The 20072-nt window shown below is 65.1% G+C and carries 19 protein-coding genes; 5 read left to right on the top strand and 14 right to left on the bottom strand.

What is annotated here, in order from left to right; translation table 11 throughout:
* The first annotated feature begins 8 nt into the window (after window positions 1-8).
* From ACVWZ5_RS14720 to ACVWZ5_RS14735, 4 genes are read left to right on the top strand one after another with little or no spacing between them, the layout of a single operon-like run.
* A complete protein-coding gene (locus tag ACVWZ5_RS14720; RefSeq protein WP_457340702.1) occupies window positions 9-1400 on the top strand; it encodes a COG3014 family protein in 1392 nt (463 codons plus the stop codon).
* Between the two features lie 14 nt (window positions 1401-1414).
* Window positions 1415-1783 (top strand): YcfL family protein, encoded by a 369-nt coding sequence (locus ACVWZ5_RS14725; RefSeq protein ID WP_084942107.1) that lies wholly within the window; start codon window positions 1415-1417, stop codon window positions 1781-1783.
* Window positions 1784-1804: 21 nt separating this feature from the next.
* Window positions 1805-2392, top strand: a complete 588-nt coding sequence (lpoB, locus tag ACVWZ5_RS14730; RefSeq protein ID WP_028689243.1) for a penicillin-binding protein activator LpoB — start codon at window positions 1805-1807, stop codon at window positions 2390-2392.
* 3 nt (window positions 2393-2395) lie between these two features.
* Entirely contained in the window at window positions 2396-3139 is a 744-nt protein-coding gene (locus ACVWZ5_RS14735) for a hypothetical protein (RefSeq protein WP_062575564.1), read from the top strand.
* Between the two features lie 42 nt (window positions 3140-3181).
* Here the strand turns inward: ACVWZ5_RS14735 and ACVWZ5_RS14740 are convergent, their stop codons facing one another.
* The 7 genes from ACVWZ5_RS14740 to ACVWZ5_RS14770 all read right to left on the bottom strand — a co-directional run bounded on the left by ACVWZ5_RS14740 (window position 3182) and on the right by ACVWZ5_RS14770 (window position 10260).
* Entirely contained in the window at window positions 3182-4084 is a 903-nt protein-coding gene (locus ACVWZ5_RS14740; RefSeq protein ID WP_084942108.1) for an RHS repeat-associated core domain-containing protein, read from the bottom strand.
* A gap of 144 nt (window positions 4085-4228) precedes the next feature.
* Complete coding sequence (locus tag ACVWZ5_RS14745) at window positions 4229-5647, bottom strand: efflux transporter outer membrane subunit (RefSeq protein ID WP_062575565.1); 1419 nt, start codon at window positions 5645-5647, stop codon at window positions 4229-4231.
* The gene (locus ACVWZ5_RS14750; RefSeq protein WP_062575566.1) at window positions 5644-6519 is read right to left on the bottom strand and encodes an efflux RND transporter periplasmic adaptor subunit; all 876 of its coding nucleotides are present in this window, start codon (window positions 6517-6519) and stop codon (window positions 5644-5646) included. The genes ACVWZ5_RS14745 and ACVWZ5_RS14750 overlap by 4 nt, the downstream gene beginning before the upstream one ends.
* A complete protein-coding gene (locus tag ACVWZ5_RS14755; protein ID WP_062575567.1) occupies window positions 6516-6728 on the bottom strand; it encodes a DUF1656 domain-containing protein in 213 nt (70 codons plus the stop codon). The genes ACVWZ5_RS14750 and ACVWZ5_RS14755 overlap by 4 nt, the downstream gene beginning before the upstream one ends.
* Window positions 6725-8812 (bottom strand): FUSC family protein, encoded by a 2088-nt coding sequence (locus ACVWZ5_RS14760; protein WP_062362655.1) that lies wholly within the window; start codon window positions 8810-8812, stop codon window positions 6725-6727. Before ACVWZ5_RS14760 ends, ACVWZ5_RS14755 begins: the two co-directional genes overlap by 4 nt.
* Window positions 8809-9246 (bottom strand): MarR family winged helix-turn-helix transcriptional regulator, encoded by a 438-nt coding sequence (locus ACVWZ5_RS14765; RefSeq protein WP_028689248.1) that lies wholly within the window; start codon window positions 9244-9246, stop codon window positions 8809-8811. The genes ACVWZ5_RS14760 and ACVWZ5_RS14765 overlap by 4 nt, the downstream gene beginning before the upstream one ends.
* A gap of 201 nt (window positions 9247-9447) precedes the next feature.
* On the bottom strand, window positions 9448-10260 hold the full coding sequence (locus tag ACVWZ5_RS14770; RefSeq protein ID WP_062575568.1) for a tetratricopeptide repeat protein: 813 nt from the start codon (window positions 10258-10260) through the stop codon (window positions 9448-9450).
* Between the two features lie 206 nt (window positions 10261-10466).
* Between ACVWZ5_RS14770 and ACVWZ5_RS14775 the strand changes: the two genes are divergently transcribed.
* On the top strand, window positions 10467-11024 hold the full coding sequence (locus ACVWZ5_RS14775) for a WYL domain-containing protein (RefSeq protein ID WP_028689250.1): 558 nt from the start codon (window positions 10467-10469) through the stop codon (window positions 11022-11024).
* Between the two features lie 12 nt (window positions 11025-11036).
* Here the strand turns inward: ACVWZ5_RS14775 and ACVWZ5_RS14780 are convergent, their stop codons facing one another.
* From ACVWZ5_RS14780 to ACVWZ5_RS14810, 7 genes are all read right to left on the bottom strand, one after another.
* Window positions 11037-11900 (bottom strand): ABC transporter permease, encoded by an 864-nt coding sequence (locus tag ACVWZ5_RS14780; protein ID WP_260270621.1) that lies wholly within the window; start codon window positions 11898-11900, stop codon window positions 11037-11039.
* A gap of 13 nt (window positions 11901-11913) precedes the next feature.
* A complete protein-coding gene (locus ACVWZ5_RS14785; protein WP_301143288.1) occupies window positions 11914-12777 on the bottom strand; it encodes an ABC transporter ATP-binding protein in 864 nt (287 codons plus the stop codon).
* Between the two features lie 6 nt (window positions 12778-12783).
* Complete coding sequence (locus ACVWZ5_RS14790) at window positions 12784-13803, bottom strand: ABC transporter substrate-binding protein (protein WP_062575572.1); 1020 nt, start codon at window positions 13801-13803, stop codon at window positions 12784-12786.
* Between the two features lie 18 nt (window positions 13804-13821).
* Entirely contained in the window at window positions 13822-14721 is a 900-nt protein-coding gene (locus ACVWZ5_RS14795; RefSeq protein ID WP_062575573.1) for a TauD/TfdA dioxygenase family protein, read from the bottom strand.
* 321 nt (window positions 14722-15042) lie between these two features.
* The gene (locus ACVWZ5_RS14800) at window positions 15043-16419 is read right to left on the bottom strand and encodes an HlyD family type I secretion periplasmic adaptor subunit (RefSeq protein WP_028689255.1); all 1377 of its coding nucleotides are present in this window, start codon (window positions 16417-16419) and stop codon (window positions 15043-15045) included.
* Complete coding sequence (locus ACVWZ5_RS14805) at window positions 16409-18565, bottom strand: type I secretion system permease/ATPase (protein ID WP_028689256.1); 2157 nt, start codon at window positions 18563-18565, stop codon at window positions 16409-16411. Before ACVWZ5_RS14805 ends, ACVWZ5_RS14800 begins: the two co-directional genes overlap by 11 nt.
* Window positions 18566-18608: 43 nt before the next feature.
* A complete protein-coding gene (locus ACVWZ5_RS14810; protein WP_062575574.1) occupies window positions 18609-19946 on the bottom strand; it encodes a TolC family outer membrane protein in 1338 nt (445 codons plus the stop codon).
* Window positions 19947-20072: the final 126 nt, after the last annotated feature.

Consider the following 20072-nt stretch of genomic DNA (forward strand, 5'->3'; position numbering starts at 1 on the left):
GAAGTCCGATGGTATCCCGCGCCCTCACCCTGGCGACCCTGGTCGCCGCCGTGCAGCTCACCGGCTGCTCGGTGTTCCGCAGCTACGACAGCGAACTGCAGGAGACCAACAAGCAGTTGGCCGCCGGCAACGTCGACGCCGCCCTCGCCCTGCTCGAGAGCAACAACAAGGGCGAGCAGAAAGACCTGCTCTACTACTTCGAAAAAGGCGAGCTGCTGCGCTCCAAGGGTGACCTCAAGGGCAGCCAGGACGCCTGGCGCTCGGCCGACAGCGTGGTGTTCCAGTGGGAAGAGTCGGTCAAGCTCGACACCGACAAGTACCTGAGCCAGTTCGGCAGCTACCTGGTCAACGACAAGGTCCGCCGCTACGAAGGCTATGACTACGAAAAAGTCATGCTGACCACGCAGATGGCCCTGAACCTGCTGGCACAGAATGATTTCGACGGTGCCCGCACCGAGATCAAGAAGACCCACGAGCGTGAGGCGATCATCGCCGAGCTGCGCGACAAGGAATACCTCAAGCGCGAGGAAGAGGCCGAGAAGGAAGGCATCAAGACCGAGTACAAGGACCTGCAGGGTTACCCGGTCGCCAGCCTCGACGCCCCAGAGGTGGTCGGCCTGAAGAACAGCTACCAGAGCGCCTTCAGCCACTACCTGTCCGGCTATGTCTACGAGGCTCTCGGCGAGAAAGGCCTGGCCGCGCCGGGCTACCGCAAGGCCGCCGAGCTGCGCCCGAACACGCCGCTGCTCGACCAGGCGCTGCTCGAACTGGACAAGAACAGCGCCAAGGCTGGTGAGAGCGACGTGCTGATCGTGGTGCAGACCGGCCTGGCCCCGGCCCGCGATTCGATCCGCATCCCCCTGCCGCTGCCGATCCAGGACAACTTGGTGATCACTCCGCTGTCGTTCCCGATCATCAAGGAAGACACCTCGACCGCGCACCTGGGCGAGATCCAGCTCAACCACAAGACCCTGGCCCTGACCGCGCTCAACAGCACCACGGCCATGTCGCGCCGCGCCCTGCGCGACGACATGCCGGGCATCATCCTGCGCACCAGCGTGCGCGCCATCAGCCGCGGCGTGGCGCAGAAGAACCTGAACCAGACCAACCCGATGGCCGGGCTGGTGGTGGGCATCGCCTCCACCGTGCTGGAAGGCGCCGATACCCGCACCTGGCGCACCCTGCCCGACGAAACCCAGGTGGCCCGCGTACGCCTCAAGCAGGGTGAACACCACCTGAGCCTGCCGTCGAGCCTCGGCGGCACCCAGGTCACCGTGAAGGTCGACCGCCCCTACCAGGTGGTCACCCTGCGCGTGGTCGGCAACCGCGTATTCGCTGGCGGCCCGGCCGTCGTCGTCGCCCCGCAGGCCGCAGCCACCGCTGTCGCCAGCCTCAAGTAACCCAAGGATCGAACATGCGCAGAACATGCATCGCCCTGGCCGCCGTCGCCCTCCTGGCCGGCTGCGCCACCCCGCCCCCTGCCCCTGGCAGCGCCGCCAGCAAGGTGGTGACCATGGGCCAGCTGGATGACATCGAAGTCGGCCAGATGCGCGTCGCCCGCGAGAACGGCTACCTCACCGTCAACGTGGCGCTGACCAACACCAGCCGCAGCAACCAGACGCTCTTCTACCGCTTCGCCTGGCTGGGCAGCGACGGTTTCCCGGTGGCCGACGACGAGAGCTGGAAAGCCCTGCCGCTGTACGGCAAGCAGGCCAAGTTCCTCCCCGCCATCGCCCCGACCCCCGCTGCCCGCGACTTCCGCCTCGAAGTCCACACCCGGTAATCCCTTTCAGGAGCACGTTCCATGTTTGCACGCCTTTCCCTCGCCGCCATCGCCATCGCCCTGGTCAGCGGTTGCAGCACCCCGTCGCCGGTACTCGGCGGCAAGAACATCAGCTACGGCGACAGCAAGGCCGTCGAGCTGGTGACCAACGAGTTCGGCTCCACCGACCTGCAGATGATCGCCGAGAGCATGACCCGCTCCCTGGCCCAGTCCGGCGTGCTGCACGGCCGCCCGGTGGTGCAGGTGTACGACGTCAAGAACAAGACCAGCGAGTATATCGATACCCGCGAGATCACCACCTCGATCAAGACCCAGCTGATGAAGTCCGGCGCCGCCCGCTTCGCCAGCGACAACACCGACATGCAGAGCCAGGTCGACCAGCTCAAGCTGCAGAACCAGAGCGGTCTGTACAAGAAGAAGACCGTGGCCAAGACCGGCAACATGATCGCCGCCAAGTACCGCCTGGAAGGTTCGATCAGCTCGATCGTCAAGCGCAGCAGCGACTACAAGGACGTGTTCTACAAGTTCAGCCTGCAGCTGATCGACGTGGAAAGCGGCCTGGCCGAGTGGATGGACGAAAAAGAAATCCGCAAGACCACGGAGCGCTGATCGATGCGTGCATGGATGGCAATCATTGGCCTGGCCTGCGCCTTCGGCGCGCAGGCGGCCCCCAAGGTGGCGGTGACCGACCTGGCCTACCAGGCGCAGGTGGAGGAATACATCCACACCATCAACGCCCAGAGCAGCGGCCAGGCCGGCATGTACCACGCCAGCGGCCAGTCGAGCTACAGCGAGTACGAGAGCCTCAACAGCTACATCGAGCAGACCGAGCTGCGCAAGTTCGGTGGCGACATCAAAGGTGAGATCCTCAAGACCGGCATGTTCCAGCTGGTCCAGGGCCGCCCCTACACCGCCGACTCGAAGGAAGACGTGTACGACGTGATCCGCCGCATCAAGAACGGCGCGTTCAAGGGCGCCGACTACGTGCTGTTCGGTACCCTGTCGGACATCGACTTCCAGCAGGACATCAACTCGCTGGACCACACCGACAGCTATTCGGCGGTACTGGGCCTGACGGTGGTCGCCGACTTCAGCCTGATCAACACCCGCACCTACGAGATCACCTCGGCGTTCACCGCCATGGGTGAGGGGCAGGACACCAAGCTGGTGAAGGGCCAGGACCGCCGCGTGACGCTGAACCGTCCGCGTGTGGTGCGGGATGTGTCGAAGGCGCTGGGCGAGGATGTGGCGCAGCAGTTGGCCGAGCAGTTGGGCGGTTCGGTGCCCGGGCAACCGAAGCAGCCGCGTGAGCAGGAAAACCTGCCGCCGGATGAGCCGGCACGAATCCTCAACTGAAGCATGAATGCGCCCGAAGCATAGCCTTCGGGCGTTATTCAATCAGAACGGCGCTTCCGTCGCTCTGGGCAGCGTTTGCCGTTTGGTTGGTTCTCCACGCCGTATCCGCACGGAGCCGTACATTCTTTCCCGTAGCAGCAACTCCATTTCATTGAGCTGCCTCGGTACCAAACCACCCTCCCCCATCGTGCCAAATCGATAGTCTTTACCTGGCACCTTTGCATCAAAGTTGTAGACAAAGACAGAGAAGACCTCCGGTTTTACGCCGCTAGATGGATCATCATCTAATGCATAGCTTGTCGCAGCTTCGGCACAGTCCACAGCCGTACCTTTGGTGGGAGCAACGTAGAAGCCTTTTCCAGAACTGAGGCCACTGGCGGAGTCCTGATACTTGGCCGCCAATCCATTCTTTAGGCTTTTACCGTTCGCGTCAGTTGAGCCGTGACGCCCAATAAAGTCTGGTGAGCCGAGCGGTGAGCCAACTGGGAATGCGATTTTGGACTCAGCCGGATCCACTACTATCTCCGGAAGACTCGTCCCGTTGATCGTCGATTTTCTTCGGCCAGTGCCACCTACCGAAGTAAACAACCAACCCACCCCAAGCGGAGTATGCCCGCTTGGGTCAATACGGTTGACAGGGTCTGCGTGGCCATAGAGATAGCCGTTCAATCCGCCTTGTCCGAACGGGCTCCAACTGTCGGGACTGTTGAAGCGCATCAATACCGAGTTGTATGCCCGATAGCCGTTACCGAGCAGATAATGACCGAAAGCAGGCTCTTGGCACTGGCCATTGAAACCGAGTACGACAGGCTGGCTTCCCCTGATTTGGCGAAACCCATACGGAAGATAGGTAAAGGTATGGTCCTGATTGACCGGCGCTACACACGATATGGAGCCCGATCTATCAATGACCAAGAGCCGGGTCTTGCTGCGTTGGTCGCTCATGACTGCCACCTGACAAGAATGATGGCTGCAGCTTGCAAGTAGATGCCAGGCCGGTCTACTGACAGAGTTGATAGATGATCGTGTATCGAACCCCGCTGCTCGCTCAGCGCCCGCTAGACGCGAGACGAGCTAACTCGTGCACCATCAAGGTCTACCGTTCTCTTTCCACCCGCCACCCAAGGCCAGGAACACGCCGATCTGCCCCATCGCCACCTGACTGTTGGCCGCCGCCAGTTGCGCCCGCACATCGGTGTAGGTCCGCGTCGCCTGCAGGTCCGCCAGGAACGACTCGCGCCCTACCTGGTAACGCAGATGCGTCTGGTCCGCCGACTCCTTGGCTGAGCGCTCCGCCTCGGCCAGTGCGTCGCGCCGATCCAGCAGCGCGCTGTACTGCGCCAGCCGCGTCTGGGTTTCGCGAATGGCATTCAGCACCACCCCGTCGAAATGCGCCAGCGCCGCCTGGGTCGAGGCTTCGGCCATGCGGATGCGCGCGCGGGTGCCGTTGGTGGGGATGTTCCAGCTGATCTGCGGACCGAAGCCCCAACGGTTGGTGGCCGGCTCGCCGAGGTTCTCGAGGATGCCGATGGTGCCCACCTGGGCGCCGATGCTGATGTCCGGGTACAGCGCGCCGGTGGCCACGCCGATGCTGGCGGTGGCCGCCGCCAGCTGGCGCTCGGCCTGACGCACGTCCGGGCGGCGCTTGAGCAGGGCCGCGCCGTCACCGACCGGCACCAGCTGCGACAGGTGGGGCAGTTCGGCGCAATCGGCGGTGCCGGCGGGCAACTGCTCGACCGGCTTGGCCAGTAACGCAGCAAGGGTGTAGAGGCCCGCCTCACGCTCGGCCTTGAAGCGCGGCAATTCGGCGCGCAGGGACTTGAACTGAGTCTGCGAACGGGTGACCTGGGTCTCGTCGCCACGCCCGGCGTCGCGCAGGCGCTGGGTCAGTTGCACGCTCTGCTGCTGCAGGTCCAGCGACTCGCGGGCGATGTGGTATTCCTCGTTGGCCGAGCACACCTGGGTATAGGCCTTGACCACATCGGCCACCAGGGTGATGCGCGCGGTGTCGGCGGCAGCCTGCACCGCGTCGGCGTTGGCCTTGGCGGCCTCGGTGCCGCGCTTGAAGGTACCCCACAGGTCGAACTGGTAGCTGGCGCTGATGATCGCTTCGCCGATATTGGCCACCGGCACTTTCTCCGGCAGCAGGAACGCTTCGCCGGACTCCTGCAGGCGCTGGGCGCCCAGCTTGACTCCACCGTTGAAGCCCCCCTGGGACTCGGCCACCTCCACCTGGGCGCGGGCCTTGGCGATGTTGGCGGCGGCCACGCGCAGTTCGGTGTTGGCGCTCAGGGCTTGGCGCACCAGCTCGTTGAGCCGTTGATCCTGGTACAGCTGCCACCAGTCCTCGGGCACCGGCGCCGAGACCACGCTGTCGGCGTCCTGGCGCAGCGGGCCATTGAGGTCGTCGCGCTGCACGGCGGCGTCCTTGGGCAGCTCGTAGTCAGGCCCGACCATCATGCAGGCCCCCAGGGACAGGCAAAGCCCGGCCAGGATCAGCTGTTTCATGGATGCTGGCCCTCGATGATCGACACCGTGGCGGTGCGTCCGGCGATCATGCGAAAGTCTTCCGGCACTTCATCGAAGGCGATGCGCACCGGAATCCGCTGGGCCAGGCGCACCCAGCTGAACGCCGGGTTGACGTTGGGCAGCAGGTTGGCACCGCTGCTGCGGTCGCGGTCTTCGATGCCGGCGGCCAGGCTCTGCACCCGGCCACGCAGGCGGGTGTTGTCGCCCATCACGCGGATCTCCACGGCGTCGCCGATATGGATACCGCCCAGCTTGGTCTCTTCGAAGTAACCATCGACGTGGTACGAGGTGCTGTCGACCACCGACAGCACCGGACGCCCGGCGCTGACGAACTCGTGGGCGCGCGGGGCGCGGTCGTTGAGGTAACCGTCCACCGGGCTGCGCACCACCGAGCGGTCGAGGTTGAGCTGGGCCACATCCACCTGCACCTGGGCCTCGTTCACCGCCGAGCGGGCGCGGGCTTCGCGGGACTGGCTCTCTTCAAGCTGCTCGGCCGCCACCAGGTTGCCCAGCTTGCGGTTGCGCTGCGCCTCGCGGGAGGCCTGGGCCAGGGTCTCCTGGCGCTCGGCCAGGGTCGCCTTGGCCTGGCGCAGGGCCAGGGTGAAACGGTCCTGGTCGATGGTGAACAGCACGTCACCGCGCTTGATGGTCTGGTTGTCACGCACCTCGACCTTCTGGATCAGCCCGGACACATCCGGGGCGATCTGGATCACGTCGGCACGGATATGCCCGTCTCGGGTCCAGGGGGCGAACATGTAGTACACCACCATCTGCCACACGAGCACGGCGGCGAAGGTCACTACCAGCAAGGTCAGGACCACGCGGCCCAGGGTCAGCAAAGGTTTTTTCATGGCAGCATCAGGCTTCGGCAAAAGTGGTCCACCGCGCCAAGCAGCACGGCATAGAGGGCAACGTTGAACAGCGCCCGGTGCCAGACCAGGCGGTAGAAATGCAGGCGCACCAGCACCGCGTGCACCCCGAGGAACAGCACGTAGGTGCCAAACATCATCACCAGCAGCGTGGGCAGGAACACCCCGCTGATATCCAGTTCACCGATCACAGGGGCGCTCCGTCGAGTCCGGGGGGCAGTTGCGTTTGCTCGGCAGGCTCGAGCATCACTTCCACGCCCGGCAGCAGCGCCAGGCGCAGGCCGCTCAAGGCGTGCAGCAGGTGGGTGCGGGCGTCGCCGCGTTCGTACAATTCGTCCAGGTTCAGCGCCAGGCGCGCACGCTCCATGTTGCGCAGCAGCGCCGCCGGGGCATGCAGGCGCTCGCCGGCACGCAGGCAGGCGGCGTAGTGACTGCCGACCTCCTCGATCACCGTGCGCAGGCGCTCGCGGGCCTCGGCGCCGGCACGCGGCAGGTAGGCCAGCAGGTCGAGCAGGTTCAGGCCCACGCGCAGGTCGCGCAGGGCCACGCCGCTGTCCTGGCCGGTCTGCGACAGGCGCGGCAGGTGCTGCATCAGGCGGTCGAGCATCTGCACGCCGACCTGGCGGTGCTCGGCCAGGGTGGCCGGCGCGGTCATCTCGACGATGTCGCGCCAGGTGAAGCGGGTCATGCGCTTGGCCGCCAGCTCCACGCCGAACGGGCGCACCACCAGGGTCCAGATGAAGGCGAACAGCAGGCCCACGGGACCGGCCAGGTTGGCGTTGATGAAGGTGAAGAAGTCGGCGTCGTAGGCGCCCTGGATACTGATGAAGGTCGAGGTGTTGACGATGGTCAGCAGGGTACCGAGGTAGAAACGCGGCTGCACGGTCAGGGTGCCGACGCAGATGAACGGCACCGCGAAGGCCAGCACCAGCATCGGAAAGTCATGCAGGTTGGGCAGTACCAGGAACAGGTACAGGCTGGAGAAGATCACCGACATCAAGGTCCAGAAGAAGAACCGGTAGATCTGCGGCGCCGGGTCGTCCATGGCGGCAAAGAAACTGCACGACACGGCGGCGAGGATCACCGCGCTGGCGCCGTCGTTCCAGCCCAGACCGATCCACAGGCCGCAGGCGACGATGATGGCGGTGACGGTGGAGAACACCGAATAGAGCATCAGGCCACGGTCGAAGAACGGCGTCAGACGGCCCAGGCGCCAGTGACGGTAGACCGCGCGCCAGGGCGTGGCGTCGTCCTTGCGCAGGGCGTGCTGCAAGCTGCAGCAGTCCTGCCAGAGATCGGCCCATTCGGTCAGCCGGTAGAGCGCGTTGGACAACAGCAGTTCGGCGCGCTGGTCGATGGCGGCGGCGCCGGGCTGCAGGCGGTCGATCCGCTCGTGAAGGGCGGTCCAGCGCGCCACCGAGGCGCTGTCGGCAGTGCCCTTGAGCCATTCACGAGCAGCATCGAGTACCGGTTTCAACTGGGCGAACTGGGCCGGGGCGCGGCCCTCGAGGGCGATCAGGGCGTCGTCCAGGGCATCGATCACCGGCAACAGGTGGATCATCCGGCCACGCAGCTCACGGGCATTTTTCAGGGTATGCGGGCCGGCGCCTTCGTGGCCGAGCTGGCCGATCATCAATTCCAGCGAGTTGAAGGTGGCAACCATCGCGCCACGCATGCCGCCGACCTTGTCGGCGCTGGCCTCGCGGGCCAGGTAGGTATCGCTGTAGCGGATCGCCTCGGCGAACCAGTTGCCGGTCGCGCCCACCACCACCGGCGCCAGCCGGCGCGGCCAGAAAATCGCGCCGACCACCGCCGCGCAGACGATGCCCAGGCAGATCTCCTGGGCGCGCGACGAGGCAACGTCGAACACTGCCAGCGGGTTGTCGACCACCGCCAGGGCGATCATCGGCAGGGTATAGCCGGCCAGCATCAGCACGTAGTTGTTGGCCGTGCGCAGGTTCAACGAAAGGAACAGCAAGGTGCCGGTCCACAGGGCGATGGCAATGCTCAGCAGCAGCGGCGACTGCACCAGCGGCGGCACCAGGAGGATCGCGCCGCCTGCGCCCAGCAACGTACCCAGGGCCCGGTAAAGCGCCTTGGAGGTGGTCGGGCCGAGGAACGGGCTGGAGACGATGTACACCGTGGCCATGGCCCAGTAGGGACGCGGCAACTGCATGAGCAAGGCGATGTACAGGGCGATCATCGACGCGGCGAAGGTGCGCACGCCGTAGAACCAGTCGCGGGCCGGGGGCACCGAGCTGAAGAAGCCGCTCATGGCATCACGCCCGCGGCTTCGAACGCCTGGATCACCCGCAAGGTGGCGTCCAGGTCGGCCTGGTCGATACCGCCGAGCACCTCACGGCGCAGGCGCACCAGTTCACCTTCGATGGACTCCGCCAGGGCGCGCCCCTCGACGGTCAGGCTCAGGGCCTTGGCGCGGCGGTCCAGCGGGTCCTCGCTGCGGCAAACCAGCCCGGCCTTGCACAACTGGTCGAGCAGGCGCACCAGCGACGGGCTTTCCAGCCCGGCGGCCTGCGCCACCGCCACCTGGTGCACACCGTCGCCCAGGCGCACGATCATCAGCAGCGGCACGGCGCAGGCTTCGGAAATGCCGTAGCCGGTCAGGGCGCCCTGGCAAAGGCGCCGCCAATGACGGGCAGCGACGACCATGCCGCTGCTGATTTTCAGGTGCAGTGCGTCGAGGGACATATGGGAACCGAGGATATTCATAGTTTGCTAACTATCAATATACGCCCTGCCCTACCCCTGTCGTCAACCGGGGGTGACGGAGGGAAACGATGAAAGGTTGTTCATCTACCCGCGATCTGGCCGGATAACACGATCCCTGGAGCGGCCTTGTGTCGCGAAAGGGCTGGGCAATCTCCTACAGGGATCGCGCTGAACATTGCCTCACGGCTGGATCTGGTCTTCCAGCTTCATGGTCAGCGCCAGGGTGCTGCCCATCTGGATGGCCTGGTCGCGCCAGCCGAGGTAGCGCGCCGCATCGCGGCTGCTGAAATGCACCGCCAACTCCTCGGCCGCCTGCATCACGCCAGTCGACGCCGCCAGCTCCAGCCAATACAGCCCGGCCTTGGTGTCCGCCTCGACATACACCCCATGCAACAAGCGGTAGCCCACCTCGAAGCGGCAGCGCGTCTCGCCGCGCTGGGCGCCGCGCAGGAACCACTGGTACGCCTCGAGCGGGTCGACCTGCCACACCTGGTCGCCGTCGCACACCTCTTCTTCGTACAAATCTCCCAGCGCCGCAGCGGCATGCACCATGCCCCGCTCGAAGGCATGCCGGTAGTATTCGGCCGCGTTGGCGTAGGAGACATCGACACCCTTGCCGAAGTAATGCTGCTGGCCAAGGTTGAACCACGCCGCGGCATTGCCCTGCAGCGCGGCCATGCGCAGCAGGTGGCCGGCCAGCACGGTGTCGCCGCGCCAGTACTTGCCGTTGAGCCAGATCCAGCCCAGGTCATTGAGCGCCGCGACATTGCCCAGCAAAGCCTGGCGGCACAGGTCGTGGTAGACCGCCTGCAGGTCGACCGCCTCGTCCAGCCGATCGGCCAGGCCGAAGCGCTCGCCGCTCAAGGCCTGCTGGCTGGGCATGCCGACCCCGGCGAACAGCCTGTGGCGCTGTCCGGGGCGTGCCGGGGCCGGGACGATCCGCTCGGGGAGAAGCCGGGCGAGCAGCGAATGGATATTGCTGGCGGCAGACATGTTCATCCTCATTGAACGACCCACAGCTCCAACCTCCACTGTGGTGAGGCGTGATTCTGCGCGATGCCACGACAAAACCTGTCGCGAACGAATTGATCCCAGGCAACCAATTGCATCTTCCTTGATCTGAGCACGCTGTGGCCAATTGCCATGCCCTACCCGTGCCGCCATCCTATGCCGGCAAGCCTAGACAAGGACGTTTCCTTTTGCCGTTCGCCACCACCCGCGCCACCCTCAGCCGCCAATGGGCCTTGCTCCGTCAATTGCCCAGCCGCTCCCCCGGGATCACCAGTGCCGAACTGGTGTGGCGCCTGCGTGACGTGGGCTTCACCGTCAGCAAGCGCACGGTCGAGCGCGACCTCAACGAGCTGTCGCTGATCTTCCCGCTGGAGCGCAACGACAAGAGCATCCCGTTCGGCTGGCACTGGTCGGCCAATGCCGGTGGCGAGCTGCGTGGGAATTTCGACCTGCAGGGGTACCTGCGCGGCGATACGCTGCAGCCAGGGCAAGGGGAAGGGGTCGAGTTGCAGGCATGGATCAGCGACCTGCTGGCCCGCCGACTGCGCGAAGCGCCGTTGACCGCCGACATGCAACTGACTGCCCTGGAACAGGGGCACCGGCTGCGGGCGACGGTGGCGGACGGCTGGCCCCTGCGCTGGTGGTTGCTGAGCCAGGGGGATGGGCTGGTGGTGGAAGCGCCGCAGGCGCTGCGCGAGGAGATTGCGCGGACGCTGGACAGCGCTGCGGCGCGGTATCGGAATTGAGTTCCGCGAGATCTAGCGCTGCATCCCCCACCGCCGCACGGTCAGCCGCTCCAGGGTGTTGAACACCAGCCCCTCCACCAGCAGGCCGATAAGAATCACCACCGCCAATCCGGCGAACACCTTGTCGGTATAAAGCTCGTTGCGGTTCTGGAAGATGTACCAACCCAGCCCACCCTTGCCGCTGCTGGCGCCGAACACCAGTTCGGCGGCGATCAGCGTGCGCCAGGCGAAGGCCCAGCCGATCTTCAGCCCCGACAGGATCGACGGCAGCGCCGCCGGCACCAGGATATGCAGCACCAGGCGCAGGCCGCGTAGCCCGTAGTTGCGCCCGGCCATGCGCAGGGTCTCGGACACGCCCAGGAAGCCCGCGTAGGTGTTCAGCGCCAGCGCCCACAGCACCGAGTGCACCAGCACGAAGATCAGGCTGTTGTCGCCCAGGCCGAACCAGAGCAAGGCCAGCGGCAGCAGGGCGATGGCCGGCAGCGGGTTGAACATCGAGGTCAGCGTGCCCAGCAGGTCGCGCCCCACTTGCGTCGAGACGGCGAGGCTGGTCAGGCCGAAGGCCAGGACGATGCCCAGCACATAGCCTTTGAGCAGCACCACCAGCGATACGCCGACCTTGGCCGGCAGCTCGCCGCTGAGCAGCCCGTCCCACAATGCGCTGGCGGTCTGCAGGAAGCTCGGCAGCAGCAGGTCGTTGCCGGTATAGCGGGCAACGGCCTCCCAGACCACCGCAAGCAGTACCAGGATCACGGCCTTGCGCAGCCAGCCCTGTTGCCACAAGCGTTGCACCAGCGGCAGCTTGCGCTCCAGCGGCACACCCGGCAGGGGTTGCAGCTGCACTTCGTATTCCTGGCGTACAGGTGTCGTTGTCATGCCCTGGCTCCTGTCAGTAGGCGATACGGATATCGTTGAAGCCCAGATCGTCCGCTGACGTCGAGGCATCGGCCTCGTCGAACAACAGCCGGTGGATACGTCGGGCACTGGCCTGGAAATCGCTGCCGCCGAGGCTACCGAGGTCATACTGGTGGCTGTGCACCTCGGCCCGCACCCGCCCGGGATGCGGCGACAGCAGCAGGATGCGATTGCCCACCACCAGCGCCTCTTCGATGGAGTGGGTGACGAACAGCAGGGTGAAGCGCACCTCCTCCCACAGCAGCAGCAGCTCTTCCTGCATCTTGCGCCGGGTCAGGGCGTCGAGGGCGGCGAACGGCTCGTCCATCAGCAGGATCTTGGGCTGTGTGGCCAGAGCCCGGGCGATGGCCACGCGGGCCTTCATGCCACCGGACAGGGTGTGCGGGTAGGCATCGGCGAAGGCGGCCAGGCCGACTTTCTCCAGGTAATGCAGCGCCCGCTCCTCGGCCTCGGCGCGCTTGAGCTGGCCGGACACCAGCAGCGAGAACATCACGTTCTGCTTCACCGTCTTCCACGGCGGCAACTGGTCGAACTCCTGGAACACCACGATGCGGTCCGGCCCCGGGCCGCGCACCGGCTGGCCCTGGAGCAGGATCTGCCCTTCCTGGGGCTCGATGAAGCCGGCCACGGCCTTGAGCAAGGTGGACTTGCCGCAGCCGGACGGGCCAAGCAAGACGAAACGGTCGGCGCGGTCGACCTCGAAACTGACCTGGTGGGTGGCCCGCACCACGCGCTGGGCGGTGCGGTATTCAAGGCTCAGGTTGTCCACCGCCAGCAGCGGTGGGGTGGCGACACGGCTCAGGTTGCTGGCCGTGTGGCCTGGCAATGGGGCGGTCATCGGCGCTCAGCTCCCCTGCAACGGGCGTTCATCCTGGAAGAAGTAGTCCTTCCACGATTCAGGCTTGTTCTTGATCGCGCCGACCCGGTAGAGGAACTCGGCCAACTTGTAGGTGTTCTTCGGCGTGACAGTGAATTCGTACTGCGGGTTGTCGATCAGCTTGATCAGCGCCTCGCGGTCGATCTTGGCCTTGGTCACGCGGATGTAGGTGTCGGCGGCGCCAGCCTTGTCCTTCTGGGCATAGTCGGCGGCCTCGGCCAGGGCGTCGACGAAGGCCTTGTAGGTCTTGGGGTTGTCCTTGCGGAATTTCTCGGTGGCGAACAGCAGGGTCGGTGAGTTGGGGCCGAGCAGGTCGTAGCTGTCGAGCACCACGTGCACGTTCTTGTTGGCCAGCACCTGGTCCTGGAACGGCGGGTTGGAGAAGTGCCCGTTGAGCTCGGTGCCGCCGGCGAGCAAGGCCGCGGTGGCGTCCGGGTGCGGCACGGCCAGGGTGTACTTGTCGAGGCGGTTGTACTCCTTGTCGCCCCACTGCCGGGCGGCGGCGTACTGCAGGAATCGCGACTGCACCGAAACCCCCACCGCCGGAACGGCGATACGGTCCTTGTCGGAGATATCGGCGATGGTCTTCACATTGGGGTTGCTGCTGACCAGGTAGTACGGGAAGTTGCCCAGCGAGGCCACGGCCTTGACGTTCTGCCGGCCGCGGGTTCTATCCCACACGGTGAGCAGCGGCCCGACACCGGCGCCGGCGATGTCCACCGAGCCGGACAGCAAGGCGTCGTTGATCGCCGCACCACCGGACAGCTGGGCCCAGTCGACCTTGATGTCGAGGCCCTGCTCCTTGCCGTGCTTCTCGATCAGTTGCTGGTCACGTACCACATTGAGCAGCAGATAGACGATGCCGAACTGCTCGGCGATGCGAATCTGCCCTTCGGCGTGGGCCACGGTCGGCATCGCCAGGCTGCCTAGACCCAAGCTGACGCCCAGGCCGATACTTGCCGCCAGGCGGCTGATGGATTTGCGCATGGTGTGTTTCCTCAGTCGTCAGAACGGGGCATCGCCCTGGATGGTGGTGCGGTACAGCTTGCGGCGCAGGTGCCCGGGGCATCCGGTGGCCAGGTGGATCAACGAGCGGTTGTCCCAGAACACCAGGTCGTGGGGCTGCCATTGGTGGCGATAGATGTTCTGCTCCAGCACGCTCAGGGCGTACAGCTGCTGCAGCACGTCGCGGCTTTCGTCATCCGGCAGGCCGACGATGCGGGTGGTGAAGCCTTCGCTGACGAACAGCGCCTTGCGGCCGTTTTCCGGGTGGGTACGTACCACCGGATGGATAACCTCTTGGACCTGGGCCAGTTGCTCGGCGGTCAGCGTCGGGCGCCAGTTGCCTTCAAACTTGGTCTCGGCGTAACGGGCGGTGTAGGAGTGGGCCGCGCTGCGGCCCTCGACGACCCGACGCAGGGCCTCGGGCAGCGCGTCCCAGGCCTTGTGCATGTCGGCGAACAAGGTGTCACCGCCTTCGCTGGGCAGCTCCTGGGCGTGCAGCATCGAGCCCAGGCTCGGCAGCTCCTTGTACGACAGGTCCGAATGCCAGAACTTGCCGGCATCGCCCAGGCCGACGTTGCGGCCGTCCTCGACGATATTGGAAACGATCAGGATCTCGGGATGGCCGGCGAGCAGGAACTGCTTGAGCACATGGATCTGCAGCTCGCCGAAACGGCGGCTGAAGGCGATCTGCTGTTCGGGGGTGATGCGCTGGTCGCGAAACACCAGGATGTGATGGTCCAGGTGGGCGCGGTGAATACGGGTGAAATCCTCGGCATTGACCGCACGGGCCAGGTCGAGGCCGATGATCTCTGCACCAACGGCGCCGGGGAACGGACGGATGTCGAAGGTTTGCGGCAGGGCGCTGTCGATGGTCGACAAGGCGTTCGAGGCGGCTGGCATTGTTCACTCCCACGCAGTGCGCGACTTCAGGGCGCGCAACGATCGGAAACGCACGGGGATTGCCCGTGTGGGTTCGAGTCGTGCGGCGCGCCGATTGGTCGGCGGGTACGCAGTGGAGTGACTATAAAGTCATAAGAACAGTAATTTAAATACCATTATTGCATATTCATATGAATATGCTCCGCCCTGCACCAGCCTACGAAGCGAGGGCGTGGGAGCGGGCTTGTCCCGCGATGACGTCGGTAGCAACAACCTCGTTGCCTGGGCAAACGCCATCGCGGGGCAAGCCCGCTCCCACAGGATTTCCGCCCCGTCGAGCAATCAGCGCTCGCGCAAGGCTTCCGAACGGGCCTTGATGATCGGCTTGAGCAGATAGCTCATGATGGTCTTCTTGCCGGTCATGATATCCACTGTCGCCACCATCCCCGGGATGATCAGCAGCGGCTTCTCGTCCGTGCCCAGGTGGCTCTTGTCGGTACGCAGCTTGATCAGGTAGTAGGTGGTCTTCTTGTCTTCGTCGGTGATGGTGTCGGCACCGATCTGCTCGAGCTTGGCTTTCATGCCGCCGTAGATGGTGTAGTCGTAGGCGGTGAACTTGACCGTGGCTTCCTGGCCCGGGTGCAGGAAGGCGATGTCCTTGGGCAGGATCTTCGCCTCGACCACCAGGGTGTCGTCCAGCGGCACGATCTCGATGATGTCGCTGCCCGGCTGGATCACCCCGCCGATGGTGTTGACCAGCAGTTGCTTGACGATGCCGCGCACCGGCGAGGTGACCATGGTGCGGTGCACGCGGTCGTCCAGCGCCTTGCTGGTGGCGGTGGCCTTGTTCAACTCGGTGCGGGCCTCGTTGAGCTGGGTCAGCGCCTCGCTGCGGAACTTGCCGCGGGTCTCCTCGATCTTGCTCTCGACTTCCTTGATCGCCGCTTCGGCACGGGGGATGGCCAGGGCGGTGGAGTCCATCTGGCCACGGTTCTCGACCTCGGCGCGACGCAGGCGCAGCACCTCGACCTGGGAGATCGCGCCCTGGGCCACCAGCGGCTCGGACATCGCGATTTCCTGGCGCAGCAACTGCAGGCTGTTGGCGTACTGGGCGCGCTTGGAGTTGAACTCGCGCAGCTCCTGCTGCTTCTGCACCAACTGCTGCTGCAGGCCGCCAAGCTCGTCCTGCAGCTGCTGGCGACGGCTCTGGTACAGCGACTGTTCGTTGGCGGCCTGGCTCGGCGCGGCCTTGCGCAGCTCTTCGTCGATCTGCAGCGGCTTGTCCTCGACCTCGGCCGTAAGGCGCTGCACGCGCAAGGCCATGGCCAGGCGAGAAGCCTCGGTCTCGTCGACGTTGGAGGCGAAGCGGGTTTCGTCCAGGCGCAGCAGCGGCTGGCCGACCTCGACGATCTCCCCTTCCTTGGCGAAGATTTCGGCGACGATGCCGCCCTCTAGGTTCTGGATTTTCTGCACCTTGGACGACGGGATGGCCTTGCCCTCCCCGCGCGTCACCTCGTCGATGGGCGCGACACTGGCCCAGATGATCAGGAACAGGAAGAACGCGATTACGCCCCAGATGGTCAGGCGCACCACCCGTGGCGCGTCCTCGATCAACGCCTTGTTGACCTCGGGCAGCGGCTGGCCGGCCAGCGACTCGGAGCCTTTGAAGTAGCGGCGCAGGTTGTCCTTGAAACGCCCGATATCCAGCTTATGCAACACTGATCTGCCCCTTCTTCAGCGCATCCATGACGGCGGCTTTCGGGCCATCCGCGACAATCTGTCCACGATCGATGACGATCAACCGGTCCACCAGCGACAGCAACGACGCCCGGTGGGTGACCAGCAGCACGGTCTTGTTCTCGATCACCGCGGCCAGGCGCTGCTTGAGACGCTCCTCGCCGGTGTTGTCCATGGCGCTGGTGGGCTCGTCGAGCAGCAGGATCTGCGGGTTGAGTAGCAGCGCGCGGCCCAGGGCGACATTCTGCCGCTGACCGCCGGAGAGGTTCTGGCCACGCTCTCCGACCTGCAGCTCGTAGCCGTCGGGGTGCAGCCGGGCAAACTCATGCACGCCGGCCAGTTCCGCAGCCTGGAGAATCAGTTCGTCCTCGATGTAGCGGGCACCGCTGACCAGGTTGTCGCGCAGGGTGCCGGCCAGCAGCTGGATGTCCTGGGGCACGTAGCCGATGTTGTGGCGCAGTTCGCTGACGTCGATCTGGCGGATGTCCACACCATCGACCAGCAGCGAGCCGTTGTCCGGTTCGTACAGGCCCACGATCAGCTTGGCCAGGGAACTCTTGCCCGACCCGCTGCGGCCGATGATGCCGATCTTCTCGCCCGGGCGGATGTTCAGGTTGATGCCCTTGAGCGCCTGGTTCTGCTGGTTCGGGTAGGTGAACTCGACCCCACGGAACTCGATGGCGCCCTGCAGCACCTGGCGGCTCAGTGGGCGCTCTTCGAAGTTGCGCTCCTGGGGCAGTTCCATCATCTGGTCGGTGGCGACCATGGTCACCTTGGCCTGCTGGTAGCGGGCCAGCAGGCCGTTCAGCGAGCCCAGCGGGCCAAGGGCGCGACCGCTGAGCATGTAGCAGGCCACCAGGCCGCCCATGCTGAGGTTGCCGTCGATGATCAGGTACACGCCCACGCAGATCATCGCCACGCCGGCCAGTTGCTGGATCAGCGCGGTGATGTTCATGGCCAGGCCCGACAGTACCTTCACCCGCAGCTCCAGGCGGCTCAGGGTGCCGAGGGTCTGCTCCCACATGTACTGGCGCTCGCTCTCGGCGTTGTTGACCTTGACCGCATCCAGCCCGGCGAGGGTCTCGATCAGGCTCGACTGGCGCTCGGAGGCCAGGGCCATGGTGCGCTCCATGGTTGCCATCAACGGCTTCTGCAGGGCATAGCCGATGCCCAGCGCCAACGGGAAGGCCAGGATCGGAATCCACACCAAGTGCCCACCAATGATGGCGATGACCATGAGGATCAGGAAGGTGAACGGCAGGTCGATCAGACTGGTCAGGGTCAGCGAGGCGAGGAAGTCGCGCAGGCCCTGGAACTCGTGGATGTTCTGGGCGAAGCTGCCGACCCGTGCCGGGCGGTACTTCATCGACATCCCGACGATGCGCTCGAACAGCGTCGCCGAGATGATCAGGTCGGTCTTCTTGCCGGCCAGGTCCAGGCACAGGCTGCGCAAGCCCTTGAGAATCAGGTCGAAGACATAGGCACCGGCAATGCCGATGGCCAGCACCCACAAGGTCGAGGTGGCCTGGTTGGGCACCACGCGGTCGTACACGTTCATCACGAACAACGGCGCGGCCAGGGCAATCAGGTTGATCACCAGACTGGCGGCGATGGCATCGATGTACAGCCACTTGCTACGCAGCAGGGTGTCGCGGAACCACGAGCGCGCGCGCGGGATCAGGTTGCCGTGGTTGACGTCGAACTTGTGCTGCGGCTGGGCGAAGAACACCTTGCCGCTGTAGTCGCCCTGCAGCGCCTCACGGGTGACATGCACCTCGCCACCGTCGCTCTCGCTGAGCAGCAGGCGCGCGGTGTCTTCGTTCTCCCAGCCGAGCAGGACGGCGCAACGGCCTTCCTTGAGCAGCAGCATCGCCGGCATGGCGATGCTGGGGATCTGCTCGAGCTTGCGCTGCAGCAGGCGCCCCTGCAGCCCGGCACGGGCGGCTGCACGGGGCAACAGCTCGGGGGTCAGGCGCTGCGAGGGCAAGGGCAGCCCGGTGGTCAGCATGGCCCGGCTGGCGGGCTTCTGGTGCAGGACACACAGGGTCAGCAGGCTGTCCAGCAGCGGGTCGTCATGCTGACTGCGTGGATCGTGGCTGAGTTGGACTCGACTGACTTCGGATTCCACGCGGCGCTCTCTTCATCCTTGCGGGGTAGGTTCAAGGCGCCTTTCAGTTCATGCCTGGCAGGTTCACCTTGGGTTTCAGGTCGTTCTGCACAACGGACGCCATCGGTGCTACGACACCCTGGCTCTTGAGCAGCTGACCAATGGTCGCCTTGATTCGATACTGAGTAAACATTTGCGTGTTCTTCACCTCTACCAGACGGCGCTGGGCGGTGAAGGTTTCATTCTCGCTGTCGAGCAGGTCGAGCAGGGTTCGCTCGCCCAGGCCGAACTGCTGCTGGTAAGCGCTGCGCACACGGTTGCTGTGATCGACGTACTGCTGGGCGATCGGCACCTGGGCGTTGGCGTTCTCCAGAGCATTCCATGCCAAGCCTAACTCCTCATTGAGCTGGCGCAAGGCGTTGTTGCGAATGTCCAGTGCCTGGTTGGCCAGGTACGACTTCGATTCCAGGTCGGCCTTGTTGCTGCCACCGGCGTACAAATTGAAGTTCATGCGCAGCATGGCCTGCCATTCGTTGTTGTGGCCGACGGCGCCGTCTAGGTTGTTGTCGGCCGTTCGTCCGAGTTCGGCATCGAATCGTGGATAGAACGTAGACTTTGCCGCTTCGTATTGCTTCTCGGCGGCGGCGATGTCCGACTCGGCCGAGCGCAGGATCGGACTTTGCTCGACCAACTGGTGGCGGGCCTCGTCGAGGGTGGCCGGCAGCAGGTCGACAAATGGCGCGGGCGTGCTTAACTCGTCGGGCATTTGTCCGACGACGCTCAGGTAGTTGGTGTTGGCATCGGCCAGGTTGGTCTGCTCGGTGATCAGGTTGTTGCGGGCCTGGGCCAGGCGCGCCTCGGCCTGGTCGAGGTCGGCCAGGCGGCCTACGCCGCGGCTGGTGCGCAGCTTGATCTGGTCGAGGATGCGCTCGTGGTTGCGCAAATTGTCTTCGGCCAGGCGCACCATCTCGCGGCGCGACAGCACGTCCAGGTAGACCTGGGCGACGGTCAGCGCGGTGCGCTCGGAGGTCCCCAGCAAGGAGTAGGCGCGAGCATTGACGGTGGCCTGTTGACGGCCGACCTCGCTGGAGGTGGCGAAGCCGTCGAAGACCATCTGCCGCAGGCGGATGGCCGACTCGCCACGGTTCAGGGTCTCCCAGCGGTTGCGGGTGCTTGGGCTGTCGGTGCCCTCGCGACCGTAGCCGGCGGTCACGTCGACCCGCGGCAAATAGCCGCCCTGGGCAGCGCGCAGCTGATAGTCCGCAGCCGTGCGGGCGTTCACGCCGGCCTGGATTTCCGGATGGACCTCGAGGGCCTTCTGCATGGCTTCGGGCAAGGTTTGTGCTTGAACGAAAGAGGCGGCGAAAGCGAAAGGAAGAGCGGTGAACAGTGACGCACGCATTTTTACTGGTTCCCGAGAGAGCTGTTGTCCCAAATCACAGCCGAAGCCGTGCCTGCCCTGGAAAATGGCAAACCCTGATCCTGTATGTAGGAAGCTTCCGAATAGGCAGTGCGATTAATACGAAAG

Source organism: Pseudomonas sp. TE6283 (assembly GCF_054060555.1).

Bases quoted from the DNA above. Each gene is read 5' to 3' on its own strand.
- ACVWZ5_RS14720 (WP_457340702.1), top strand. From the start codon at position 9: ATGGTATCCCGCGCCCTCACCCTGGCGACCCTGGTCGCCGCCGTGCAG.
- ACVWZ5_RS14725 (WP_084942107.1), top strand. From the start codon at position 1,415: ATGCGCAGAACATGCATCGCCCTGGCCGCCGTCGCCCTCCTGGCCGGC.
- lpoB (WP_028689243.1), top strand. From the start codon at position 1,805: ATGTTTGCACGCCTTTCCCTCGCCGCCATCGCCATCGCCCTGGTCAGC.
- ACVWZ5_RS14735 (WP_062575564.1), top strand. From the start codon at position 2,396: ATGCGTGCATGGATGGCAATCATTGGCCTGGCCTGCGCCTTCGGCGCG.
- ACVWZ5_RS14740 (WP_084942108.1), bottom strand. From the start codon at position 4,084: ATGAGCGACCAACGCAGCAAGACCCGGCTCTTGGTCATTGATAGATCG.
- ACVWZ5_RS14745 (WP_062575565.1), bottom strand. From the start codon at position 5,647: ATGAAACAGCTGATCCTGGCCGGGCTTTGCCTGTCCCTGGGGGCCTGC.
- ACVWZ5_RS14750 (WP_062575566.1), bottom strand. From the start codon at position 6,519: ATGAAAAAACCTTTGCTGACCCTGGGCCGCGTGGTCCTGACCTTGCTG.
- ACVWZ5_RS14760 (WP_062362655.1), bottom strand. From the start codon at position 8,812: ATGAGCGGCTTCTTCAGCTCGGTGCCCCCGGCCCGCGACTGGTTCTAC.
- ACVWZ5_RS14765 (WP_028689248.1), bottom strand. From the start codon at position 9,246: ATGTCCCTCGACGCACTGCACCTGAAAATCAGCAGCGGCATGGTCGTC.
- ACVWZ5_RS14770 (WP_062575568.1), bottom strand. From the start codon at position 10,260: ATGTCTGCCGCCAGCAATATCCATTCGCTGCTCGCCCGGCTTCTCCCC.
- ACVWZ5_RS14780 (WP_260270621.1), bottom strand. From the start codon at position 11,900: ATGACAACGACACCTGTACGCCAGGAATACGAAGTGCAGCTGCAACCC.
- ACVWZ5_RS14785 (WP_301143288.1), bottom strand. From the start codon at position 12,777: ATGACCGCCCCATTGCCAGGCCACACGGCCAGCAACCTGAGCCGTGTC.
- ACVWZ5_RS14790 (WP_062575572.1), bottom strand. From the start codon at position 13,803: ATGCGCAAATCCATCAGCCGCCTGGCGGCAAGTATCGGCCTGGGCGTC.
- ACVWZ5_RS14795 (WP_062575573.1), bottom strand. From the start codon at position 14,721: ATGCCAGCCGCCTCGAACGCCTTGTCGACCATCGACAGCGCCCTGCCG.
- ACVWZ5_RS14810 (WP_062575574.1), bottom strand. From the start codon at position 19,946: ATGCGTGCGTCACTGTTCACCGCTCTTCCTTTCGCTTTCGCCGCCTCT.